The 18,704-nt window shown below is 68.1% G+C and carries 17 protein-coding genes; 1 reads left to right on the top strand and 16 read right to left on the bottom strand.

Going from position 1 to position 18,704, the window contains the following annotated elements:
* Positions 1-36: 36 nt before the first annotated feature.
* The 15 genes from fliR to FHR66_RS08435 all read right to left on the bottom strand — a co-directional run bounded on the left by fliR (position 37) and on the right by FHR66_RS08435 (position 15,795).
* Complete coding sequence (fliR, locus tag FHR66_RS08365; protein ID WP_160967563.1) at positions 37-828, bottom strand: flagellar biosynthetic protein FliR; 792 nt, start codon at positions 826-828, stop codon at positions 37-39.
* Positions 829-1,501: 673 nt separating this feature from the next.
* Positions 1,502-1,771: a flagellar biosynthetic protein FliQ gene (locus FHR66_RS08370; RefSeq protein WP_010343869.1), complete on the bottom strand. Its 270-nt coding sequence runs from the start codon at positions 1,769-1,771 to the stop codon at positions 1,502-1,504.
* Positions 1,772-1,775: 4 nt separating this feature from the next.
* Complete coding sequence (fliP, locus tag FHR66_RS08375) at positions 1,776-2,606, bottom strand: flagellar type III secretion system pore protein FliP (protein WP_160967586.1); 831 nt, start codon at positions 2,604-2,606, stop codon at positions 1,776-1,778.
* Positions 2,607-2,608: 2 nt separating this feature from the next.
* On the bottom strand, positions 2,609-3,025 hold the full coding sequence (fliO, locus tag FHR66_RS08380; RefSeq protein WP_160967561.1) for a flagellar biosynthetic protein FliO: 417 nt from the start codon (positions 3,023-3,025) through the stop codon (positions 2,609-2,611).
* Positions 3,022-3,360 (bottom strand): flagellar motor switch protein FliN, encoded by a 339-nt coding sequence (fliN, locus tag FHR66_RS08385; RefSeq protein ID WP_160967559.1) that lies wholly within the window; start codon positions 3,358-3,360, stop codon positions 3,022-3,024. Before fliN ends, fliO begins: the two co-directional genes overlap by 4 nt.
* The gene (gene fliM / locus FHR66_RS08390; RefSeq protein ID WP_160967557.1) at positions 3,357-4,364 is read right to left on the bottom strand and encodes a flagellar motor switch protein FliM; all 1,008 of its coding nucleotides are present in this window, start codon (positions 4,362-4,364) and stop codon (positions 3,357-3,359) included. The genes fliN and fliM overlap by 4 nt, the downstream gene beginning before the upstream one ends.
* Positions 4,365-4,376: 12 nt before the next feature.
* Positions 4,377-4,895 (bottom strand): flagellar basal body-associated FliL family protein, encoded by a 519-nt coding sequence (locus FHR66_RS08395; protein WP_160967555.1) that lies wholly within the window; start codon positions 4,893-4,895, stop codon positions 4,377-4,379.
* Between the two features lie 248 nt (positions 4,896-5,143).
* Positions 5,144-6,466 carry a flagellar hook-length control protein FliK gene (locus tag FHR66_RS08400; protein WP_167087713.1) on the bottom strand — a complete coding sequence of 441 codons (1,323 nt, stop codon included), beginning with the start codon at positions 6,464-6,466 and terminating at the stop codon, positions 5,144-5,146.
* Entirely contained in the window at positions 6,463-6,924 is a 462-nt protein-coding gene (gene fliJ, locus FHR66_RS08405) for a flagellar export protein FliJ (RefSeq protein WP_167087715.1), read from the bottom strand. Before fliJ ends, FHR66_RS08400 begins: the two co-directional genes overlap by 4 nt.
* A 3-nt stretch (positions 6,925-6,927) precedes the next feature.
* Positions 6,928-8,304 (bottom strand): FliI/YscN family ATPase, encoded by a 1,377-nt coding sequence (locus FHR66_RS08410; protein WP_160967549.1) that lies wholly within the window; start codon positions 8,302-8,304, stop codon positions 6,928-6,930.
* On the bottom strand, positions 8,301-8,924 hold the full coding sequence (locus tag FHR66_RS08415) for a FliH/SctL family protein (RefSeq protein WP_160967547.1): 624 nt from the start codon (positions 8,922-8,924) through the stop codon (positions 8,301-8,303). Before FHR66_RS08415 ends, FHR66_RS08410 begins: the two co-directional genes overlap by 4 nt.
* Positions 8,921-9,910: a flagellar motor switch protein FliG gene (gene fliG, locus FHR66_RS08420; protein ID WP_160958722.1), complete on the bottom strand. Its 990-nt coding sequence runs from the start codon at positions 9,908-9,910 to the stop codon at positions 8,921-8,923. The genes FHR66_RS08415 and fliG overlap by 4 nt, the downstream gene beginning before the upstream one ends.
* A gap of 10 nt (positions 9,911-9,920) precedes the next feature.
* On the bottom strand, positions 9,921-11,642 hold the full coding sequence (gene fliF, locus FHR66_RS08425) for a flagellar basal-body MS-ring/collar protein FliF (protein WP_160967546.1): 1,722 nt from the start codon (positions 11,640-11,642) through the stop codon (positions 9,921-9,923).
* A gap of 12 nt (positions 11,643-11,654) precedes the next feature.
* Complete coding sequence (gene fliE / locus FHR66_RS08430) at positions 11,655-12,017, bottom strand: flagellar hook-basal body complex protein FliE (protein WP_019797186.1); 363 nt, start codon at positions 12,015-12,017, stop codon at positions 11,655-11,657.
* 253 nt (positions 12,018-12,270) lie between these two features.
* Complete coding sequence (locus FHR66_RS08435; protein WP_255419576.1) at positions 12,271-15,795, bottom strand: glycosyltransferase; 3,525 nt, start codon at positions 15,793-15,795, stop codon at positions 12,271-12,273.
* Positions 15,796-15,895: 100 nt separating this feature from the next.
* On the opposite strand from FHR66_RS08435, the gene FHR66_RS08440 reads away from it, so the two are divergent.
* Positions 15,896-16,387, top strand: a complete 492-nt coding sequence (locus FHR66_RS08440; protein WP_160967544.1) for a hypothetical protein — start codon at positions 15,896-15,898, stop codon at positions 16,385-16,387.
* Positions 16,388-17,385: 998 nt separating this feature from the next.
* Here the strand turns inward: FHR66_RS08440 and FHR66_RS08445 are convergent.
* Entirely contained in the window at positions 17,386-18,507 is a 1,122-nt protein-coding gene (locus FHR66_RS08445) for an FkbM family methyltransferase (RefSeq protein ID WP_160967542.1), read from the bottom strand.
* Positions 18,508-18,704: the final 197 nt, after the last annotated feature.

Consider the following 18,704-nt stretch of genomic DNA (forward strand, 5'->3'; position numbering starts at 1 on the left):
GGTATCGGCCGCAGTACGGCGCAGCTTGAGTGCCGGCTAGGCGGTGATCGCGCGCGCCGCGTCGAAGGCGGCGTCGAACAGACGCTGCACCGGCGGCCCCATCTCGCCGACCAGGACTGCCAGCAGCGCCAGACCGAGCACCACCGCCACCGGCAGGCCGAGCTGGATCGGGTTCAGCGAGGGCGCGGCCTTGGCCAACGCGCCGAAGGCCAGGTTCACCGCCATCATCGCCACTATCACCGGCAGCGCCAAAGTCACCGCACCGCGCATGATGCTCATGAAGAAGTTCGGTGCCACCGACGCCATCGCCTGGGCGTCGGGAAGGGCGGTGCCGATCGGCAGCGCCTTGTAGCTGTCCACCAGCAGCGACACCACCGCCAGATGCCCGTTGGTGGTGAAGAACATCAGCCCGAAGACCAGGTAGAACCACTGGCCGATCACCGGCGAGTTGACCCCGCGCAACGGGTCGGCCATCTGCGCAAAACCGAGGCCAGTGCTCTGCGAGACCAGTTCGCCGGCCATCGCCCCGGCCTCGAAGATCATCCGCAGCATGAACCCCATACTGGCCCCCACCGCCAGCTCCCGTGCCACGCTCAGCACCACTGCGGCATTGAACCCATCCCAGTCCGGCACCGGCGGCAGGATCGGCGCCAGCGCGATGGCCAACGTCCCCGACAGGATCACCCGCACCCGTCCCGGCACCGCCTTGGTGCCGACCAACGGCATCACCGTGAACATCGCCCCGATCCGCAGCATCGTCCAAAGCACGGCCCCGATCATCGCGAACGCCCGCGACCCATCGACGACCATTTGCGTGGCGGCATCCATCAGCCCGAGGCCCCGGCAGACATCACGAAGGAACGGCCAGCACTAACTGCGAGACGCGGGCGCCTTGCAGCCGAAGACAGACCGGCGAACCCCCAAACAACCAGGGGCACAGCACGACCGACAATGGAGCCAAAGCCAAAGCGGCTATAGCCGTAGCCGTAGCCGTAGCCGTAGCGGTCGCTTTTGCGGTTGCCGTCGTTTTTGCTGTTGTTTCGCTCTTGATCCACCGGGTCCCCTCCGCAGCGGCGGAGCTGGCGGGCAAAACCCCCCGCAGGGGGGCGGCGCACAGGGATGTGCGCCGTTTTCGGCCGGGGCAGGGCTCGCCGGGAAAAGGCGAAGCACTGCTTCGCCCCGGCGGGCGGGCTGGCGCCGCGAGGCGACTGCCCCGGACTTGGCTGCGAAGCAGACAAGCCCCGTCCGAAAATCCCGTCAGCGGAGCGGACCCGCGTAGCGGGCGCTGCGGCGGGGTGTGCTTGATCAGCCATTCGGCTGCTGTAAAGCGGCTTCTTTTGGTTACTTTTCTTTGCACAAGCAAAGAAAAGTGACTCGCCGCCAGGCGAAAGCTTTTGTCTTTCAAACGGCTTGCCGCGAGGCGAAAGTCGTTGCTGTTCCTGCCCAACAACCGAGGACATCAACACGCCGGCAAGCGTAGTCGCAGACGCAGCCATCCCAGCTACCCAATCAAATGCGGAATACGCTGAAACAGCATCGTCGTGTACTCCACCAGATGCGCCAGCAACATACTCCCCGTCGCGAACAACATCGCCGTCAACGCCACCACCTTCGCGATGAACGCGATCGTCGGCTCATTGAGCTGCGTCGCCGCCTGGAACACACCGATCACCACACCCACCGCCAACATCGCCAGCAACAACGGCCCCGCCACCCACAACACCGTGATCAGCCCGCCACGCAACTCGGTCAACGCCAGTTCCGGACTCATCGCCTCAGACCCCGTTGAAACTGGCGGCCAGCGTGCCGACCGTCAGCACCCAGCCATCGACCAGCACGAACAGCAGGATCTTGAACGGCGCCGAGATCAGCATCGGCGACATCATCATCATGCCCATCGACATCAGCACGCTGGCCACCACCAGATCGATGATCACGAACGGAATGAAGATCAGAAAGCCGATCTCGAACGCCGTCTTCAGCTCGCTGGTGACGAACGAGGCCACCAGCACCTGGAACGGCACCGCGTCCGGGCCGCTGTAGGTGCCGTTGCCGGCCATGCCGGCGAAGGTCATCAGGTCGGTCTCGCGCACCTGCGCCAGCATGAAGGCGCGCAGCGGCTGCGTGGTCAGCGTCCACGCGGTCTGGAAATCGATCTGGCCGTTGAGATACGGGCTCATGCCCTGGCCCCAGGCCTTTTCCCAGACCGGCATCATCACCAGCGCGGTCAGGAACAGCGCCAGGCCCATCAGCACCTGATTGGACGGCGTTTGCCCGGTGCCCAGCGCCTGCCGCAGCAGGCCGAGCACGATGGTGATGCGGGTGAAGGCGGTCAGCACCAGCAGCAGCGACGGCAGCAGGGTGATGGCCGTCATCAGCAGCAGGGTCTGCAGCGGCAGGCTCACCGGCTGCGCGCCGATCTTGCCGACGTTGACCTCCGGCAGCGAGGGCAGGGTGGGCGCGGCGTTCTGCGGGTTCTGCGCGGTCGGCGTGGTGGCCGGCGCCGGATTGGCCTGCGCCCAGGCGAAGGCGGGCAGCAGGCTCAGGGCCAGCAGGATCAGCAGCAGGCGCAGGCGGCGAGCGTTGCGGTTCCAGAAAAACGGCATGGTCATTTGTCCTTGCGCAGCTTCTGCGCCAGAAGCTGAGCGAAATCGGGAAGCTGCTTGAACTGCTTGAGCGAAGGCAGGGTCGGCGCGGGGGCCTGCGGCAGCGGCTCGGGCAACTGATGCAAGGTGCGTACCCCGCCGGGCGACACGCCGAGCAACAGCTGTTCGCCATTGACCTCGACCACCACCACCCGCTCCTTGGCGCCGACCGCCAGGCTGGCGACCACGCGCAGGCCCTGGGCCGGGCGGAAGCCGCTGCCGGGCAGGCGCTTGAGCACCCAGGCCATGGCCAGGATCAGGCCCAGCACCAGCAGCAGCGCGAACACCGCACCGAGCAGGCTGGGCGCCGACGGCGCCGCGTTGCCGACGCCCGCACCGTGCTTTGCGGTCTGCGTGGCGACGGCGAGCAGCAAGCTCACCGCAGTCTCCGGATGCGCTCGCTGGGGCTGACCACGTCGGTCAGGCGCACGCCGAAACGGTCGTTGATGGTCACCACTTCGCCGTGCGCGATCAGGGTGCCGTTGACGTACACGTCCAGCGGCTCGCCGGCGCCGCGCTCCAGTTCCACCACCGAACCCTGGTTGAGCTGCAGCAGGTTGCGGATCGGAATGCGGCTGCGGCCCACTTCCAGCGACAGCGTCACCGGCACATCCAGGATCACGTCCAGGTTCAGGTCGTTGGACTCGGCCGTGGCATCCGGCTGCAGGCTGTCGAACTGGGCCGGCGCCGGCTGGGTGGGATCGGTCTGGGTCATGGCAGGTCTTCCTGGAGAGCGGGACGACGGCGCAGCGCGCCGGGGGGATGGGTGGCGGTGATCTTCACCGCGTTCTGGCCGCGCGAGATGCCGAACTCGCCGGTGAACACCGGGATGTTCTCCACGCACAGCGGCACCTGCTTGGGCAGGTCGATCGGGAGCACGTCGCCGATCTTCAACCGGGTCAGCTCGCGCAGGCTCATCTGCTTCTGCGCCAGCACGCTGGAAATGGTGACCTCCGAGCCGAACAGCTGCTCGCGCAGCATGATGTTCCAGCTTTCGTCGCGGTCGACGCGGTCGCTCTGGATGCCGGCGTCGAGCAGTTCGCGGATCGGCTCCAGCATCGAGTACGGCAGGGTCACGTGGATCTCGCCGCCGCCGCCTTCCAGCTCCACGTGGAAGCGGCTGACCACCACGTACTCGCGCGGGGTGACGATGTTGGCGAAGTGCGGGTTGACCTCGGAATTGATGTACTCGAAGTCCACCTCCATCACCGGCGCCCAGGCTTCGGCCAGGTCGGCGAAGGTCTGCTTGAGCATCAGCTGGATCACCCGCATCTCGGTCGGGGTGAATTCGCGGCCTTCGATGCGGGTGGGGTAGCGGCCGTCGCCGCCGAAGAAGTTGTCGACCACGGTGAACACCAGGGTCGGCTCGAACACGATCAGGCCGGTGCCGCGCAACGGCTTGAACTTGATCAGGTTCAGGTTGCTCGGCACGTACAGCGAGTGCATGTAGTCGTTGAACTTGATCAGGTCGATGCCGCGCACCGACAGGTCGGCCGAGCGCCGGATCAGGTTGAACAGGCCGATCCGCCACAGGCGTGCGAAGCGCTCGTTGACCATCTCCAGGGTCGGCATGCGCCCCCGGATGATCCGGTCCTGGCTGGAGAAGTCGTAGTTGCGCGCTTCACCCGGCTCGGCCGCCGCCGGCTCGGTATCCACCACGCCGGCATCGACGCCATGCAACAGGGCATCGATCTCGTCTTGGGAAAGCAGGTCGGTCATCGCGGCATCGCCTTACTGGGTGACGAAGCTGGTGAACAGCAGTTCTTCCACGCACTTCTTGCCGGTCTCGGCGGTCATCAGCTTCTGCGCATCGGCCAGCGCCGCGGCCTGCAGCTTCTTGCGCCCGTCGATGTTGGCGATGTCCGTTGCCTGCACCTGCGAGAACAGCATCAGCAGATGCGCGCGGATCGCCGGGGCGTTCTCGGTGATCAGCTTCAGCTCTTCCGGATCGCGGGTCATCAGCTGCACTTCCAGCTGCAGGTAGTGCGGGCCGTCTTCGGCGCCGCCGTTGAGGTTGACCACGAACGCCGGGTCCATCGCGAAGTACTGCGCGGGCTTGGGAACCTCGGCGGTCTTCTCCTCGGCCTTGGCGTGGCCGCCCTCGGGCTTCTTCAGGAAGAAGAACGCGCCGGCACCGCCGCCGCCCAGCACCAGCACCGCCGCGATGACGATGATCAGCAGCTTTTTCTTCGACTTGCCGCCTTCCGGGGCGTCCTTGGCGTCTTTCTTGGATTTGTCGGGGGCTGACACAGTGCGGCGTCCTGAAGGGGGTCTGCCCCTGAGGATGCAATCGCCGTGCCGAAACCGGGCACCGAGCGCGCCGGGTGTTTGACGGTGCCGCCGCGTGCCGCGCAGGCGTGGGCCGAGACCGTTGTGGGAGAAGGGATCCGGAGTGGGAAGGGGGTCAGCCCCGACGCTTTTCGGAGGAAAGCGTCGGGGCTGACCCCCTTCCCACAAAAGGCCTTATCCCGATCCGGTTGGCGGCAGCGCCGCCAGGATCAGGCGTAGGCGTCGAGCAGCCCGCGCTGGCGCAGCACCATCGCCGGAATCCCGACGCTGCCGGACAGGTCGTCGGCAAGCTCGCCGCCGCTGCGGCTGCCGCCCTGCGGCGTGCTCTGCGCATTGGCCTGCTGTTGCTGCGGCTGCTGCTGGCCGACGTCGGCCTGGCCGAGCTGGAAGCCATGCTGGCCGAGCATCTCGCGCAGGCGTGGCAGACTGTTCTCCAGGGCCTGGCGCACGTCGGCCTGGTTGCTGCTGAAGCTGGCGTTGACTTGGTCGCCGGTCATGTGCAGGCGCACCTCGACCGGGCCCAGCTCGGCCGGATTCAGCTTGATGTGGGCGTGGCCGATCTTCTGGTCGGCCAGCCAGCTGATGCGCGCGCCCAGCTCCTCGTCGAACTGGTTGCCGTGCAGGTTCGGGGTCGGCGTGGGCGAGCCGCTGAACGGCTGCGCATCGGCCAGCCGCGTGGTGGCGTGCAGCGGCGTGGCCGCCGCGGTCGGCGCGATCGCGCTGGGATCGGCGGCGGGCGCGGCGTCGCCGCCTTCGCCGGTCTTGCCGCTGGCCGCGGCGGCGATGGCCGCCAGTGCCGCCAGCGGGGCCGCGGTCTCGGCACCGCCGGCCTTGTCGGCCGATCCGCCCTGCGCCAACAGCATCGCGCCGAAGCCGCCGGCGGCCGAGGCCGGGGCGGTGCCGGCCGTCGCGCTGGCGGTGCCGGCGGTGGCCGCATTCGGATCGGTGGCGCCCGCCGCGGTCTGCGGCAGCGCGTCGCCGCCGCCGAGCAGGGCGGCCGCGCCGCTGGCCACGGCGCCGGCGACGCCGACGGCCAGCCCGGCCGCCGCGCCCAGCGGGGTCGCCGAGGCGGCCGGCAACACCGCCGCGCCGATCGCCGGCAACAGGCCCAGGCCGATCCCGGCCAGCCCGGCCGGCGGCCAGGCGGCCTCGTCGGGCTTGGCGTCGTCGCGCTTGTCCTCGGCCTTGCCCTTGTCCTTGCCCGAGGCCTTGGTCTCGGTGCTGCTCTTCTCGGTGTCCTGGGCGACCTTGTCGCCGGCCTGCGCGGTGCGCGCGGGATCGCTGGCGGTGTCGTCGGTGGCCGCCGGGCGCTTGTCCGCCTGGTCCTTGTCGGCCGGTTGCGCCGGCTTGGCCGTCTCGCGGGCGGCGGGCTTGGGCGCGGTGGTGCGCGCCGAGCCGCCGCTGCTGCCGCCGAGCAGCTTGGCGAAGTCCTTGTCCTTGCCGCCGTTGCGGTCCAGGCCCGGGGTGTCGTTGCCGCCGCCGATCTGGCTGGCGCGGCCGCTGCCGCCCAGCGCGGAAAGCGCGTTGTTCATCGTCCGTCTCCGTTCTCGTGTTCGTCGGCGGTGGCCGCCAGGCGCGCGCGGCGCGCGCCGAGGTCGTCCATCTCGCGCTGGCTGCGGCGGTCGTCGACCTTGCGTTCCTGCGCGCGGTAGCTGGCCGCGAGCTGTTCCAGCACCTGCTTGTCGCGACTGGCCAGCAGCAGCCGGCTGCGCTCCATCTCGACCTTCTCGCGATTGCGGTCCACGGTCTGGCACTGCTGCTGCACCGCGCTCTCCAGCCGGTCCAGGAAGGCGCGGCGGTTGGCCAGCTGCGCCAGACTGGTCGCCGCCATCTGGCTGTTGGCGTACTCGTCGGCGTAGCGGCGCAGTTCTTCCAGCCGCGACTCGTGGGTGGCCAGGGCGCGCTGGCGCTCGGCGAGATCGCGGGCGACCTCGTCTTCGTGCTGCTGAGCCCTGCGGAGCAGGGGATCGAGACGTTGCGATTGCATCATGGCTTAGTTCTCGCGGTCGACCAGCCGTTTCAGGGCGGCCTGGCTGTGGGGCAGATCTGCGGCTTTGGCGACGTCCTGTCCGAGGAATTCCATGATCTCCGGCCAGCGCTCCAGCGCTTCGTCCACCGCCGGGTCGTTGCCGCGCTGGTAGGCGCCGATGGTGATCAGGTCGCGGTTGGCCGAGTAGGCCGACACCAGCCGCTTCAGCGAGCGGATGCGCAGGCGCCACGGCTCGTCGGCGATGTCCTGGACCACGCGGCTGACCGAGGACTCGACGTCGATGGCCGGGTACAGGCCGCTGTCGGCGACGCGCCGCGACAGCAGGATGTGGCCGTCAAGGATGGCGCGGGCGGCATCGGCGATCGGGTCCTGCGGGTCGTCGCCTTCGGTCAGCACGGTGTAGAAGGCGGTGATCGAGCCGCGGCCCTTGGCGCCGTTGCCGGCGCGCTCGACCAGGGCCGGCAGCTTGGCGAACACCGACGGCGGATAGCCGCGGGTGGTCGGCGGCTCGCCCACCGACAGGCCGATCTCGCGCTGGGCCTGGGCGAAGCGGGTCAGCGAGTCCATCAGCAGCAGCACGTTCAGGCCCTGGTCGCGGAACCACTCGGCGATGGCGGTGGCGCGATAGGCGCCGTGCAGGCGCGCCAGCGGCGGGCGGTCGGCCGGGGCGGCGACGACCACGGCGCGGCGCAGGCCTTCCTCGCCCAGGGTGGTTTCGACGAAATCGCGCACTTCGCGGCCGCGTTCGCCGATCAGCCCGACCACGATCACGTCGGCGGCGGTGTAGCGGGTCATCATGCCCAGCAGGGTGGACTTGCCGACGCCGGAGCCGGCGAACAGCCCCACGCGCTGGCCGCGGCCGATCGGCAGCAACGCGTTGATCGCGCGCACGCCGACGTCCAGCGGGGTGGTGATCGGTTCGCGCGCCAGCGGATTGATCGACACGCCGGCCATGCCCACCGAGCCTTCGGCGCGGATCGGGCCCTTGCCGTCCAGCGGCACGCCGTCCGAGTCGATGACGCGGCCGAGCAGGCCTTCGCCCACTTCCACGCCGCCGCGGCGGTGCAGCGGCACCACCCGCGCGTTGGGCAGCAGGCCGTGGGTTTCGGCGCTGGGCATCAGCGAGGTGCGGTCGCCGGAGAAGCCGACCACTTCGGCATCGACCCAGCCGCCGTCGACCTCGACCCTGCAGGTAGCGCCCATCGGCGCCTCGCAGCCGACCGCTTCCAGGGTCAGGCCGACCGCGCGGCGCAGGATGCCTTCGCGGATCAGGCCGCGGCCGGCGGCCGCGTCCAGGTCGAGCCTGCCGAGACGGCCGGCCAGGCGCAGGTTGCGCGCATCCAGCCAGTCGGCGGGGTGGGTGCCGGACAGCGCGCTCACAGGCCGGCTCCGGACTTGCGCATCACCGTCTCCAGGGCCGCGCGCAGGCGCGCTTCGAGGGTGCCGTCGATGCGCACCGATTCGGCGTGCACGCGCAGGTCGCCGCGGCTCAGGCTCAGGTCCGGCACCAGCCGGATGCCCTGGTCCATCATCGTCAGCAACGGGGTCAGCGCGGCGATGTCGTCCGGGTGCAGGCGCACCTCGACGTCGCGGCGCGCGCCGCCGACCGCGTCCAGCGCCTCGGCCACCAGTTCCGACAGCAGCACCGGGTCGGCCTGGTAGGCGCGGCCGACCAGGCTGCCGGCGATGCGCACGGCCAGTTCGCCGAGCGCGCCGACCACTTCGTTCTCCAGCCGCGCCAGCGGCCGCGAGAAGTTGTCCAGGATGCCGTCGATCTGCGCGGTCAGCCGGCGGATCTCGGCCTGGCCCTGGGCCAGGCCCTCGGCGTGGCCGCGTTCGAAGCCTTCGTGCTGGGCCGCGGCCTCGATCGCCTGGATCTCCTCCAGGCTCGGCGGGCGCAGCACCGGCTCTTCCGGCAGCACGTCTTCGTACGGCTGCGCCGCCGACAACGGCGGGGCATCGAGTTCCGGCGCCAGCCAGCGCACCACGTTGCCGTTCATACCATGGCCTCCGCACCACCGCCGCCGAGGCTGATCACGCCCTCATCGGCCAGACGCCGCACGATCGCCAGGATCTCCTTCTGCGCGGCCTCCACGTCGGCCAGGCGCACCGGGCCGCGCGCCTCCATGTCTTCGAGCAGGATCTCGGCGGCGCGCTGGGACATGTTCTTGGTGATCTTGTCGCGCACCTTGATGTCGGCGCCGCGCAGGGCCAGGCCGAGGCGGTCGCCGCTGACCTCGCGCAGCATGGTCTGCAGCCCGCGGTCGTCCAGCTCCACCAGGTTGTCGAACACGAACATCAGGTCCTGGATGCGGCTGCCCAGGTCGGCGTCGATCTTGCTGATCGCCGCCAGCACACCCTGGTCGGCGCCGCTGTCCAGGAAGTTGAGGATGTTCGCCGCGACCTTGACCCCGCCCACGTTCGAGGACTTCAGGTTCTGGTTGCCGGAGAACTGCCGCTCCATGATCTCGTTGAGTTCGTTGAGCGCGTGCGGCGGGATGCCGTCGAGGGTGGCGATGCGCATCAGCACGTCGGCGCGGGTGCGCTCGGGCAGCAGCTTCAGCGCCTCGGCGGCCTGGTCGTTGTCCAGGTGCGCCATCACGATGGCGATGATCTGCGGATGCTCGTTGCGCACCAGGTCGGCGATCGCGCGCGGATCCATCCACTTCAGCGTGTCCAGGCCGGTGGTGTTGCGGCCCAGCAGGATGCGGTCGATCAGGCTGCCGGCCTTGTCGGCGCCCAGCGCCTGCACCAGCACGTTGCGGATGTAGTCGTCGGCGCCCACGCCCAGCGAGGTCTTGCTGCCCAGCTCGGCGTTGAACTCTTCCATGACCTTGTCGACCTGGTCGCGCGAGATGCCGCTCAGCGTCGCCATGGCGATGCCGATCTTCTGCACCTCCTTGGGGTCCATGTGCTTGAGCACCTCGGCCGCGTCGGCCTCGCCGAGCGACAGCAGCAGCACGGCGGCGCGCTGGGTCCCATTCATTGCATTCGCATCAGGCTTCACTGGCGACCCATCCCTTCACGACCTGCGCCACGCGCTTGGAATCTTGTTTGACCGCTTCGCGGGCCTGGCGCAACCGTTCCTCGTAGGCGTCGGGCAGGGCGATGGCGGGGTTGCCGCCGCTGCTGCCGCTGAGGCTGGCGGTGTCCTCGCCCAGCGACGGCAGCAGCGGGTTGTCGTCGTCGAGCATCGACAGCTTGGCATCGCGCGGTTCGTTGCCGTCGCGGTCGTGGCCGACCGCCGCGGCCGGCGCTGGACCGGCGATCTGGCGCAGCGCCGGGCGCAGCACGCCGAACAGCAGCGCCAGCACCACCGCCGCACCCAGCACCAGGCGCAGGCCGTTCATCACCCGCGGATCTTCCCACCAACCGGGCTTGTCTTCCGCTTCCGGTGCTGTGCGCACGAACGGTGCGTTCATCACCGAGACGGTGTCGCCACGTTCGGCATTGAAGCCCACCGCCTGCTTGACCAGGCCTTCGATGCGGGTCAGCTCGGCGGCGCTGAGCGCCTGCTCGGTCATCTTGCCCTTGGCGCCGGGACGCATCACGTGGTCCACCAGCACCGCCACCGAGACGCGCTTGATGCGCCCGGCCGGCTGCCGGGTGTGCTGCAGGGTCCGGTCCAGTTCGTAGTTGCGGGTGGCGCTCTTGGAACTCTCGGTCGGCGTCGCGGCGGCGGCTTGTTGGGTGCCGGCCGTGCCCGGTGCAGGCGGAGCGCCGGTGGCACCCGGCTGGCCCGGCGCGCTGCCCGGCGAGTTGCTGGTCGCGCCCGGCGCGCCCTGCGGGCCGCCGGTCTGGGTGCTGCTGTCGCTGACCTGCTCGCTGCGCAGCTTCGGCGGGTCGCCGTTGTACAGCTCGCGCGCTTCCTCGACCACCGAGAAGTCCATGTCCACGTTCACTTCCGGGTTGACCCGGCCGGGGCCGGTCATCGGCTCCAGCAGTTCGCGGATGCGCTGGTTGTAGGCGCTTTCCTGGCGGCGCACCTGATCGAACTGGGCGGCGTTGAGCGCGGCATCGCTGTTGGGGTCGGCGATGGTCAGCATGCGCCCGCTCTGGTCGACCACGGTGACGCGATCCGGCGCCAGGTCGGGGATGCTGGAGGCGACCATGTTGACGATCGCATCGACCTGGTTGCGTTCCAGGGTGGTGCCGCCACGCAGTTCCAGCACCACCGAGGCGCTGGCGGCCTCGCGCTGGCGGGTGAACGCGCTCGGCTTGGGAATGGCCAGGTGCACCCGCGCCTCGCGCACCGGGCGCAGGCTGGAGATGGTGCGGGCCAGTTCGGTCTCCAGGGCGTGCTGGTAGCGCGCGTTCTCCACGAACTGGCTGACCCCGAAGCCGGGATCCTTCTCCATCACCTCGAAACCCATGTTGCCGTTGTCGGTCAGGCCGGAGCCGGCCAGCTTCAGCCGCGCGTCGTACAGCTTGTCTTCCGGCACGGTGATCGCGCCGGTGGCCTGGTCGAGCTTGAACGGGATCTGCGCGGTGCGCAGCAGGTCGGTAGCCTCGGCCGTGCCTTTCTCGTCCAGGCCGGTGTACAGCGGGGTGTAGGCCGGCTTCTGCGACCAGAAGAACACGAACAGGCCGGCCGCCACCGCCACCGCGATCATCGCCATCAGGCCGATGCGGCGGGTGAGCTGCAGGCTCTGCAGGCGGTCGAACCAGGCGCCCGCCTTTTCGCTGCTGAAAGTGTCTTTGCTGATCGCAAGCGCCATCGTCTTCTACCCTTACAGCGGCATGTTCATCACGTCCTGATACGCCTGGACGAGTCGGTTGCGGACTTCCACGGTAGCGCGAAATGCCACCTGGGACTGTTGTGCGGCCAGCATCACCTTGGCCAGATCGGCGCTCGGGTCGCCCAGTTCGAAGGCCTTGGCGAGGTCGCCGGACTTCTGCTGGGCCTCGTTCACGCCGCCGATCGCGTTACGCAGGGTCTCGGTGAAGCTCGGGCCCTGCACGCCCTGGTTGCCGGTCAGGCCTTCGATCGCATTGCTGCGGCCGACATCGCCCACCCGCGTCTGCGCCGCCTGGCCGACCTGGCCCTGGTAGCTGCGGATCTGCGAAAGGATGGAGCTGATGGAGTCGCTCATACGGTGAAGTCCCTGCCGGGAGACGGCTTGCCCGTATGCAATGCAAGCGGTGTGCCGAAACGGCGTTCACGTGCCGCGCGGCCTCCAAGCGGGCACGGGCGGGGGACACCGGCGCCCGGTGACGGGTTCCCGGCGCCGGCCGCGTCGCCGGCGCGGGTGGGCGCAGGCGACGTGTCGGCGGGTTGACGCTGTGCGCGTCGTCACGCTCGGACGCGGGCGCTGCGCGCCGACCTCAAGGTGGGCGGGGGGCGACTCAGTCCGGCAGCCAGGCCGCCCGCCACTCCTGCAGGTTGTCGCCTTGCAGCAGCCAGTCGCGCTGCACCGCCGCGCGCAGGGCGGCGCCGGCCGCGGCCCGGGCGTCGGCATCGGCCAGGTGTGCGCGGATCGCATTGACCCAGTCGCGGAAGCGGTTCTTGACCAGGGTCACCGGCAGCCCGCCGTCGCGGTAGGGCGGCAGGTCGCTGGCCACCACCGGATAGCCGCAGGCGCCGTACTCGAGTACGCGCAGGTTGCTCTTGCAGCGGTTGAACAGGTTGTCTTCCAGCGGCGCCAGCGCCAGGTCCAGGCCCAGCGCGGCCAGCGCCTGCGGATAGCGGGCGAAGTCCACGCCCGTGTGCACCTCATGCACGTGCCGGCGCAGCCGCTCCGGGCACATCCCCATGAACACCCAATGCACCTCGCCGGCCAGCGCCTGCACCACGTCGGCGATCAGTTCCAGGTCGCCGGTGTGGCTGAGTCCGCCGGCCCAGCCGACCCGCGGCTTGGCCGAGCCGGACGCCACGGGCGTCGCCAGCGCACCCCACAGCTGCGGCTCCAGGCGGTTGCGCACCACGCGGATGTCGCCGTGCAGGCCGGCCAGCGCCTCGGCCAGGTCCGGTGTGGAGACGGTGACCCGGTCCACCAGCGTGGCGGCACGCCGCAGCGAACGCAGTACGTCCTTGGGCATCTGCTCGCGATGCGCGCTCTTCAGCGGCAGATTGGGCAGGTAGTCGTCCAGTTCGTAGACCATGAAGGCACCGCAGAAACGGCGCATGCGCTCCATCCGCGCCAGTTCCGCATCGCCGACGCGGCGCTGCAGCACCACCGCATCGGCGCCGATGCGCTGCAGTTCCACCGGGTCGAGCAGGCGCGCGTAGTACAGGCCGTCGATCTGCGCCGCCGCGGCCAGCGCCTGCAACGGCTGGATGACCCGGTACTGACCACTGCCGAAGGTGTCGCCCGGATGGGCAAGGATCCGCGGTAGCGGCTTCCACGACAGCGGCTGCCAGGAGAACTCGGATTCGCCCAACTGGAAGCCGCCGGGCTGCTCCAGGCCCAGGCTGGGCGAATAGGCCGGATCGTGCGCCAGCGCCGGCAGCCAGCGCTGCAGCAGGGCCGCGTCGGCCGCCTCGCTGCGCGTGGCCGGGGCCGGCTGCAACAGCAGCGCCTGCGGCGTCCACACCGTCCAGGCGCCCGCGGCCGCGGCGCGCAAGCACAGGTCCACGTCGGCGCCGCCCTCGGCGAAGCCGGCCGCGTCGAATCCGGACAGGTGTTCGAACAGCGCCCGCCGCACCAGCAGGCAATGCGCCGACACCGCGCTGTAGCGATGCGCCACCTGCAGCCGGCCCATGTAGCCGGGCTGTGCCATCGCTTCGCCGGCAAAGGCGTGGCCGGCGCCGGCAAGCACGCCCGGCAGCACACCGGCATGGGTGATCCGGCCGTCGGAGGACACACCCTTGGCGCCGACGATGCCGACTTCGGGCCGCTGCGCGTGGTTCATCAGCGCATGCAGCCAGCCGTCCTGTACCGCGGCGCTGTCGGCGTCCAGGAACAACAGGTACTCGCCCTGCGCCTGGGTGGCGGCGAGGTTATGCGCCTCGGCCTGGCAGACCCGCTGTTCCAGCGTGAACACGCGGATGCGGCCGTTGCCCAGCTCGGCCACCGCTTGCATCCACGCAATGATCTCCGGCGCCTGGCTGGCGTTGTCCACCAGCAGCAGTTCGTAGGCGGGGTAGGCGGTCTGTTCGAGCAGGCTGACCACCGCACGCTGCAGCGCCGGCAGGTTGTCCTGTGCCAGCAGCACGATCGAGACCGGCGGCTGCGCGGGGTGGCCGTAGTCGATACGGAACAGGCCGCCCGGCAGCGGTTCGACCGCGGCCTGTGGATAGCCGCGGGCCTGCAGGTGCGCGGCGATCGCGCGCTGGCGCGCCGGGCCGCCGGCCTCGGCGCTGGCCGGCGCGGCGACCAGCAGCGGCTCGGGCAGGTGCACGATGCCGTCGCCGCCGTCGCGCAGGAACAGGCGCAGGATCAGCTCGAATTCGCTGGCGCCGTCGTAGGCCGGGTCGAAGCCGCCCAGCGCCTGCACCGCGGCACGGCGGAACACCCAGTGGCTGGCCATTGCCAGCGGATTGCCCAGCAGCAGGTCCAGGTCCGGGTCCGGCCGCAGCAGCGGCGCCAGGGTGTCCGCATCCACCGCCAGCCATTCGTCCGCGTACAGCGCGTTGCACTGCGGCTGTTGCGCCAGTTCCAGCAGCAACCGCAGCAGGCCGCCGGCATAGAAACGGCTGCCCGCGGTCACGCGCAGGCACCAGTCGCTGGCCGGTGATGCATCCAGCGCGGCGGACAGTGCCGCCGCATCGGCCTCGGCCGGCAGCGGCGGCAGGCTCCGGACCCGCGGGTCCGGCCACGCTGCGATGGGCGCATCGCCCAGCACCAGCGCCTGCACCTGTGCGAACGCCGCACCCTCCAGTAACAGGCTGTCCAGTGTCGCCGCCAGTGCGGCGTGGTCGGCGCCGCGTGCGTCGACCAGGACGGCCAGCCGCGGCGCGCCGCCCAGGGCGACCAGGCGCGCGTCGAGCAGGTCGCGTTGCGCCGGCGTCACCGTCCGCCGCGCCTGCCAGTCGCGCAGGGCGCTTTGCACGCAGACGCGCGCGTAAGCGTCCTGAATCGCCTGCAGCAGGTCCACCGGCGTACTCGGACCACCGGCCAGCGGCGTCACCGTGACCTGGCGAACGTCGCCATCGCCGCGGTACCAGCCCATCGCGCGCACGCCCTGGCGGAAGTTGGCATGGCCCTGATCGCCGATGCCGGGCTGGTCGCGGCCGACCTGGCTGTATTGCTCCTCCGACACCCGGAAGCGGGTCAGCGGCCGCGCCAGCAGTGCCAGATGGCCGCGATGCAGCAGCTTGGCGTACAGCGCCAGGTCGCCGACCCAGTTGATCACCTTGCCGGCCAGCGTCATCAGTTCGTCGCCGATCTCCAGCAGGTCGCTGCGCCGGCACAGCACGCAGCTGGGCTCGCCGACGAAGTTGATGGTGTGGTCGGCCAGGAACGACAGCAGCTCCGGCCCGTCCAGCAGCACGTCGCCCGCGAACGGAAAGGCAGTGGCGGGGATGTCCTCCAGCGGCGCGCCGTGGCTGTCGATCCGCTGCCGGCGCGAGGACGCCAGCAGGACGTCGGGCGCGGACTGCATGGCCGCGACCAGCGCGGCCACACAATCCGGCGCCAGCACGTCGTCGTCGTGCAGGAACTTCACGTACTCGCCCTGGGCCAGGGCGATGCCGCGCGCGGTGCTGCCGAGTTCGCCCAGGCGGCTGGGGTTGCGTTCGTAGCGGATCGGGAACCGCGCCAAGCCGCGCTTGCGCTCCACCACCTCGGCGATCGTGCCGTCGGGGTTGTCGTCGCAGATGACCAGTTCCAGCGCCGGATAGGTCTGGGCCAGGACGCTGTCGAGCGCCTGCTCGAAGTAGCGGAGCTTGTAGGCCGGCATGACGATGCTGACTACGGCGGGATCAATCATCGAGACATCGTTATCCAAAAAGGGCATCTAGGGGATGCAATAGCCATGCCAGCGGGAGTGGTGGCGTCTGACTCACGAGCATGATACTTCTGGCTATCGCATGGCCAACTGGGTTATGTGGATTCCTTTACTAAATGGAATGGGGCGAAAAATGATTTCCAAAAAGGTCTTGGCGGTTGTGGTTCTTGGGGTCCTTTCATTCAATTCGCAGGCATCAACACTCGTCTATGCGACCGACGCTAATGGCAATGTAGTGTCTGGTTCTCTCCAGACACTTCGTACGGCACTGAATAGTGGCGCAAACGTGAAGGTGCTCGTTACCGCTCCTAACGACCATGTTTGGGCGGTGCCTTGCACGAATACCTCGGTTAAATTGGATGCATCTCAGGCTGTTGTTTGCGTAAGCAATCAGGGTCTGGGTATGAATATTTCGATGGGGAGCCAGTTTGGCGGTGTGAGCAATCCGCCTCAATCCGTACATTTTTTGCTGAATACTTCTGGTCAGTACGTCCAGGCCAATATCGACATGGGGAGCGGTACACTTGTTTCACGCTCTGTCTATGTTTTTGCCATGCAATGGTACGTCGATTGAGGAGAGTGACAGAGCGTCCCTCTGATGCGCTTTCAAAGACGGCATCCGGTCGATGAAAAAAGCATACCGCTCGTTAGAGCGGCATGCCAGGATGAGCTACAAGCCCGTAGGCAGGCGGTCCAGCAGATCATAAGTGATATTTATACTTCCGTTTCCGTTTGTGACTAGCCATATCCCATTTCCTGGTGGGATGTAAACTTGATAAGGGAAGTGGTCCGATGGAGGCGCGACACCTAAAAATATCACTCTCTTGGCTCCATCCCCATATCCCGAAGGCGCCGACGTATCTGCATAGACAGCCAGCCCTATCACAGTTGATGCACCGCTTAAACTGCAAGTTCGAACTACGAGGCCATACTGGTTGTCAGTAGGTGATACAACTTGTGTGACTACATTTGCCGCAACTCCAATGTTCGCGAATTTAGCCCCTATGGGGGCAATGCTTCCTTTTCCGGATATTTCCATTAGGACCACCTCGTTTTAAAAGATGATGCATGCGACGGTAGATGTATGTTGAGTGTGATTTTGACGCCTTGATCTCTTTATCCAACAGTTCTTCTGGTGAGCGGCTGGTAAAGCGGTGGTGGCTATACATGGCCTCGCTGAGCATGCGCCGATTGGGATGGTACAGGGCAAGCCTCAAGCAGGTCGCGTTGTACTGGCGTGACCGTCTGCTACGCCTGCGGGTCGTGCAAAGTACGTTGCACGCAGATAAGCGCGAGATCCACCTGCGTGCCCGGGCCGCCGGCCAGCGCCGTCGCTGTGACTTGGCGGCGCGGGTCACCACCGCCGTGGCGATTGCCTAGTAGCCAGTTCGGCTTGGACACCAATGACGTGCTTGGGTGGCAATGATGTGTCCCAGTGCCGAGCGATAACTTGCTTGCTCGGCTCGAGATATCCGAGCGCCAGCAGCGAGTGGTGATCAAAGGAAATACTCGCTGCCTCTCAACGAACGATTGCCCATGCCATCAAGTCCCATGCCGCCTCCCTGCCTTGGTCTATTCCACGTAGAGAATGGTGTCGTAGAAGTACATTGAGTAATGACGCAGCCGTAATTTCGCACCTGGATAGATCACATCGAGTACCGCGACAATGTCCAACAAATCGAGCGCGTGGTGATAGCAGGTGATCGCCATGCGTGGGCGGCACCGGCCTATGAGCTCGGCTGCGCCACGCAGGACGTGCGGCTCGAAGCCTTCGACGTCCATCTTGAGCAGCGTCATCTGCTCCAGCACATCGTCCAGCCGCACGCTGGAGACCTGGATGTCGCCGCCGGCCTCGACCCTGCTGCCCATGGTGCCGCTGGCTAGGAACGACAAGGGCTGGTTGGAATCGGATACGGCTTCGTTGTGAAGGAAGATCGGGCCTGATGTGGATTCCAGGCGGCGTTGCAGGGCGGCGAAGTTGCGTGGGTCCGGTTCGTAGGCGTGGATCGAGGCGAAGCGGTAGCGCGCGGCGGTCATGAACTTGCCGACCGTATCGCCGTCGTAGGCGCCGATGTCGACGTAGTGTTCGTGGTCGTGCAGCGCGACCGGGGCCTCGCTGGAGGAATACATGGAGAAATATTCCTGTTCCATCGGACGGATCACGTCCAGCAACTCAGCTCGGTTGCCGGTCATGCGCAGGCGCAGTATCGCGTCCAGCGTGGCGCGGCTGAGCGTGTCCTCCAGGCGCGTCCGCAATGCCGCGAAATCCGCTGCGCGCTCCAGCGTCTGTGCGCGCATGACCGGTCCGGTGTGATAGATCCACGGCCTGTCCAGGATATAGAGGAGTTCCGGCAGGTCGATCGCCCTCCCTGGCAACCCACGTTGCAGGTGATCGAAGTACAGCCACGTGGACAGCTGAAAGGAGCAGTTCACCGTGATCGAGTTCGGTCCCTGCGGGTTTGCGAGATGGGCGGCGACGGTGCGGATCTCGTCGAAGCCCGGGGCCTTGCCGCGATTGGTATGAAAATAGTCGTCCGCAGCGATCAGGCGCAGCTTCTCTGAGCGCTGCCGCAAATTGTCGACGAGGGGGGTGACGAAATCTCCCAGATAGGAACTTGGTGCTAGGAACACGATCGTGTCCGCCTTCATGCAGGCTTCCAGCAAATCCGTCTCGTTTTGGTTCGTGTATGTCATGGTCGTTCGCCGTTGAGGGCGCTGGCCGCGTAGAGCCCCCCGTGACTGGAGCTGGGGGCCAACAAGAGCGCGCCGCCGGCGCGCGCCCAGGTGTCGATCAGGTCCGCTTCGCGATGAAGCGCGGCCGGAGAGTCTGTCATGGGCGTACTCGAACGGGCGCGCCGTCACAGGTCGCGCAGGGTTGGGAAAGTGGCGTG

The organism is Xanthomonas sp. F4 (genome assembly GCF_011761895.1).

Coding starts and splice junctions, on each gene's coding strand:
- FHR66_RS08435 (WP_255419576.1), bottom strand. CDS start 15,795: ATGATTGATCCCGCCGTAGTCAGCATCGTCATGCCGGCCTACAAGCTC.
- FHR66_RS08440 (WP_160967544.1), top strand. CDS start 15,896: ATGGCCAACTGGGTTATGTGGATTCCTTTACTAAATGGAATGGGGCGA.
- fliE (WP_019797186.1), bottom strand. CDS start 12,017: ATGAGCGACTCCATCAGCTCCATCCTTTCGCAGATCCGCAGCTACCAG.
- fliN (WP_160967559.1), bottom strand. CDS start 3,360: ATGACCCAGACCGATCCCACCCAGCCGGCGCCGGCCCAGTTCGACAGC.
- fliR (WP_160967563.1), bottom strand. CDS start 828: ATGGATGCCGCCACGCAAATGGTCGTCGATGGGTCGCGGGCGTTCGCG.
- FHR66_RS08400 (WP_167087713.1), bottom strand. CDS start 6,466: ATGAACAACGCGCTTTCCGCGCTGGGCGGCAGCGGCCGCGCCAGCCAG.
- fliJ (WP_167087715.1), bottom strand. CDS start 6,924: ATGATGCAATCGCAACGTCTCGATCCCCTGCTCCGCAGGGCTCAGCAG.
- FHR66_RS08415 (WP_160967547.1), bottom strand. CDS start 8,924: ATGAACGGCAACGTGGTGCGCTGGCTGGCGCCGGAACTCGATGCCCCG.
- FHR66_RS08445 (WP_160967542.1), bottom strand. CDS start 18,507: ATGACATACACGAACCAAAACGAGACGGATTTGCTGGAAGCCTGCATG.
- fliF (WP_160967546.1), bottom strand. CDS start 11,642: ATGGCGCTTGCGATCAGCAAAGACACTTTCAGCAGCGAAAAGGCGGGC.
- fliG (WP_160958722.1), bottom strand. CDS start 9,910: ATGAATGGGACCCAGCGCGCCGCCGTGCTGCTGCTGTCGCTCGGCGAG.
- fliM (WP_160967557.1), bottom strand. CDS start 4,364: ATGACCGACCTGCTTTCCCAAGACGAGATCGATGCCCTGTTGCATGGC.
- FHR66_RS08370 (WP_010343869.1), bottom strand. CDS start 1,771: ATGAGTCCGGAACTGGCGTTGACCGAGTTGCGTGGCGGGCTGATCACG.
- fliP (WP_160967586.1), bottom strand. CDS start 2,606: ATGCCGTTTTTCTGGAACCGCAACGCTCGCCGCCTGCGCCTGCTGCTG.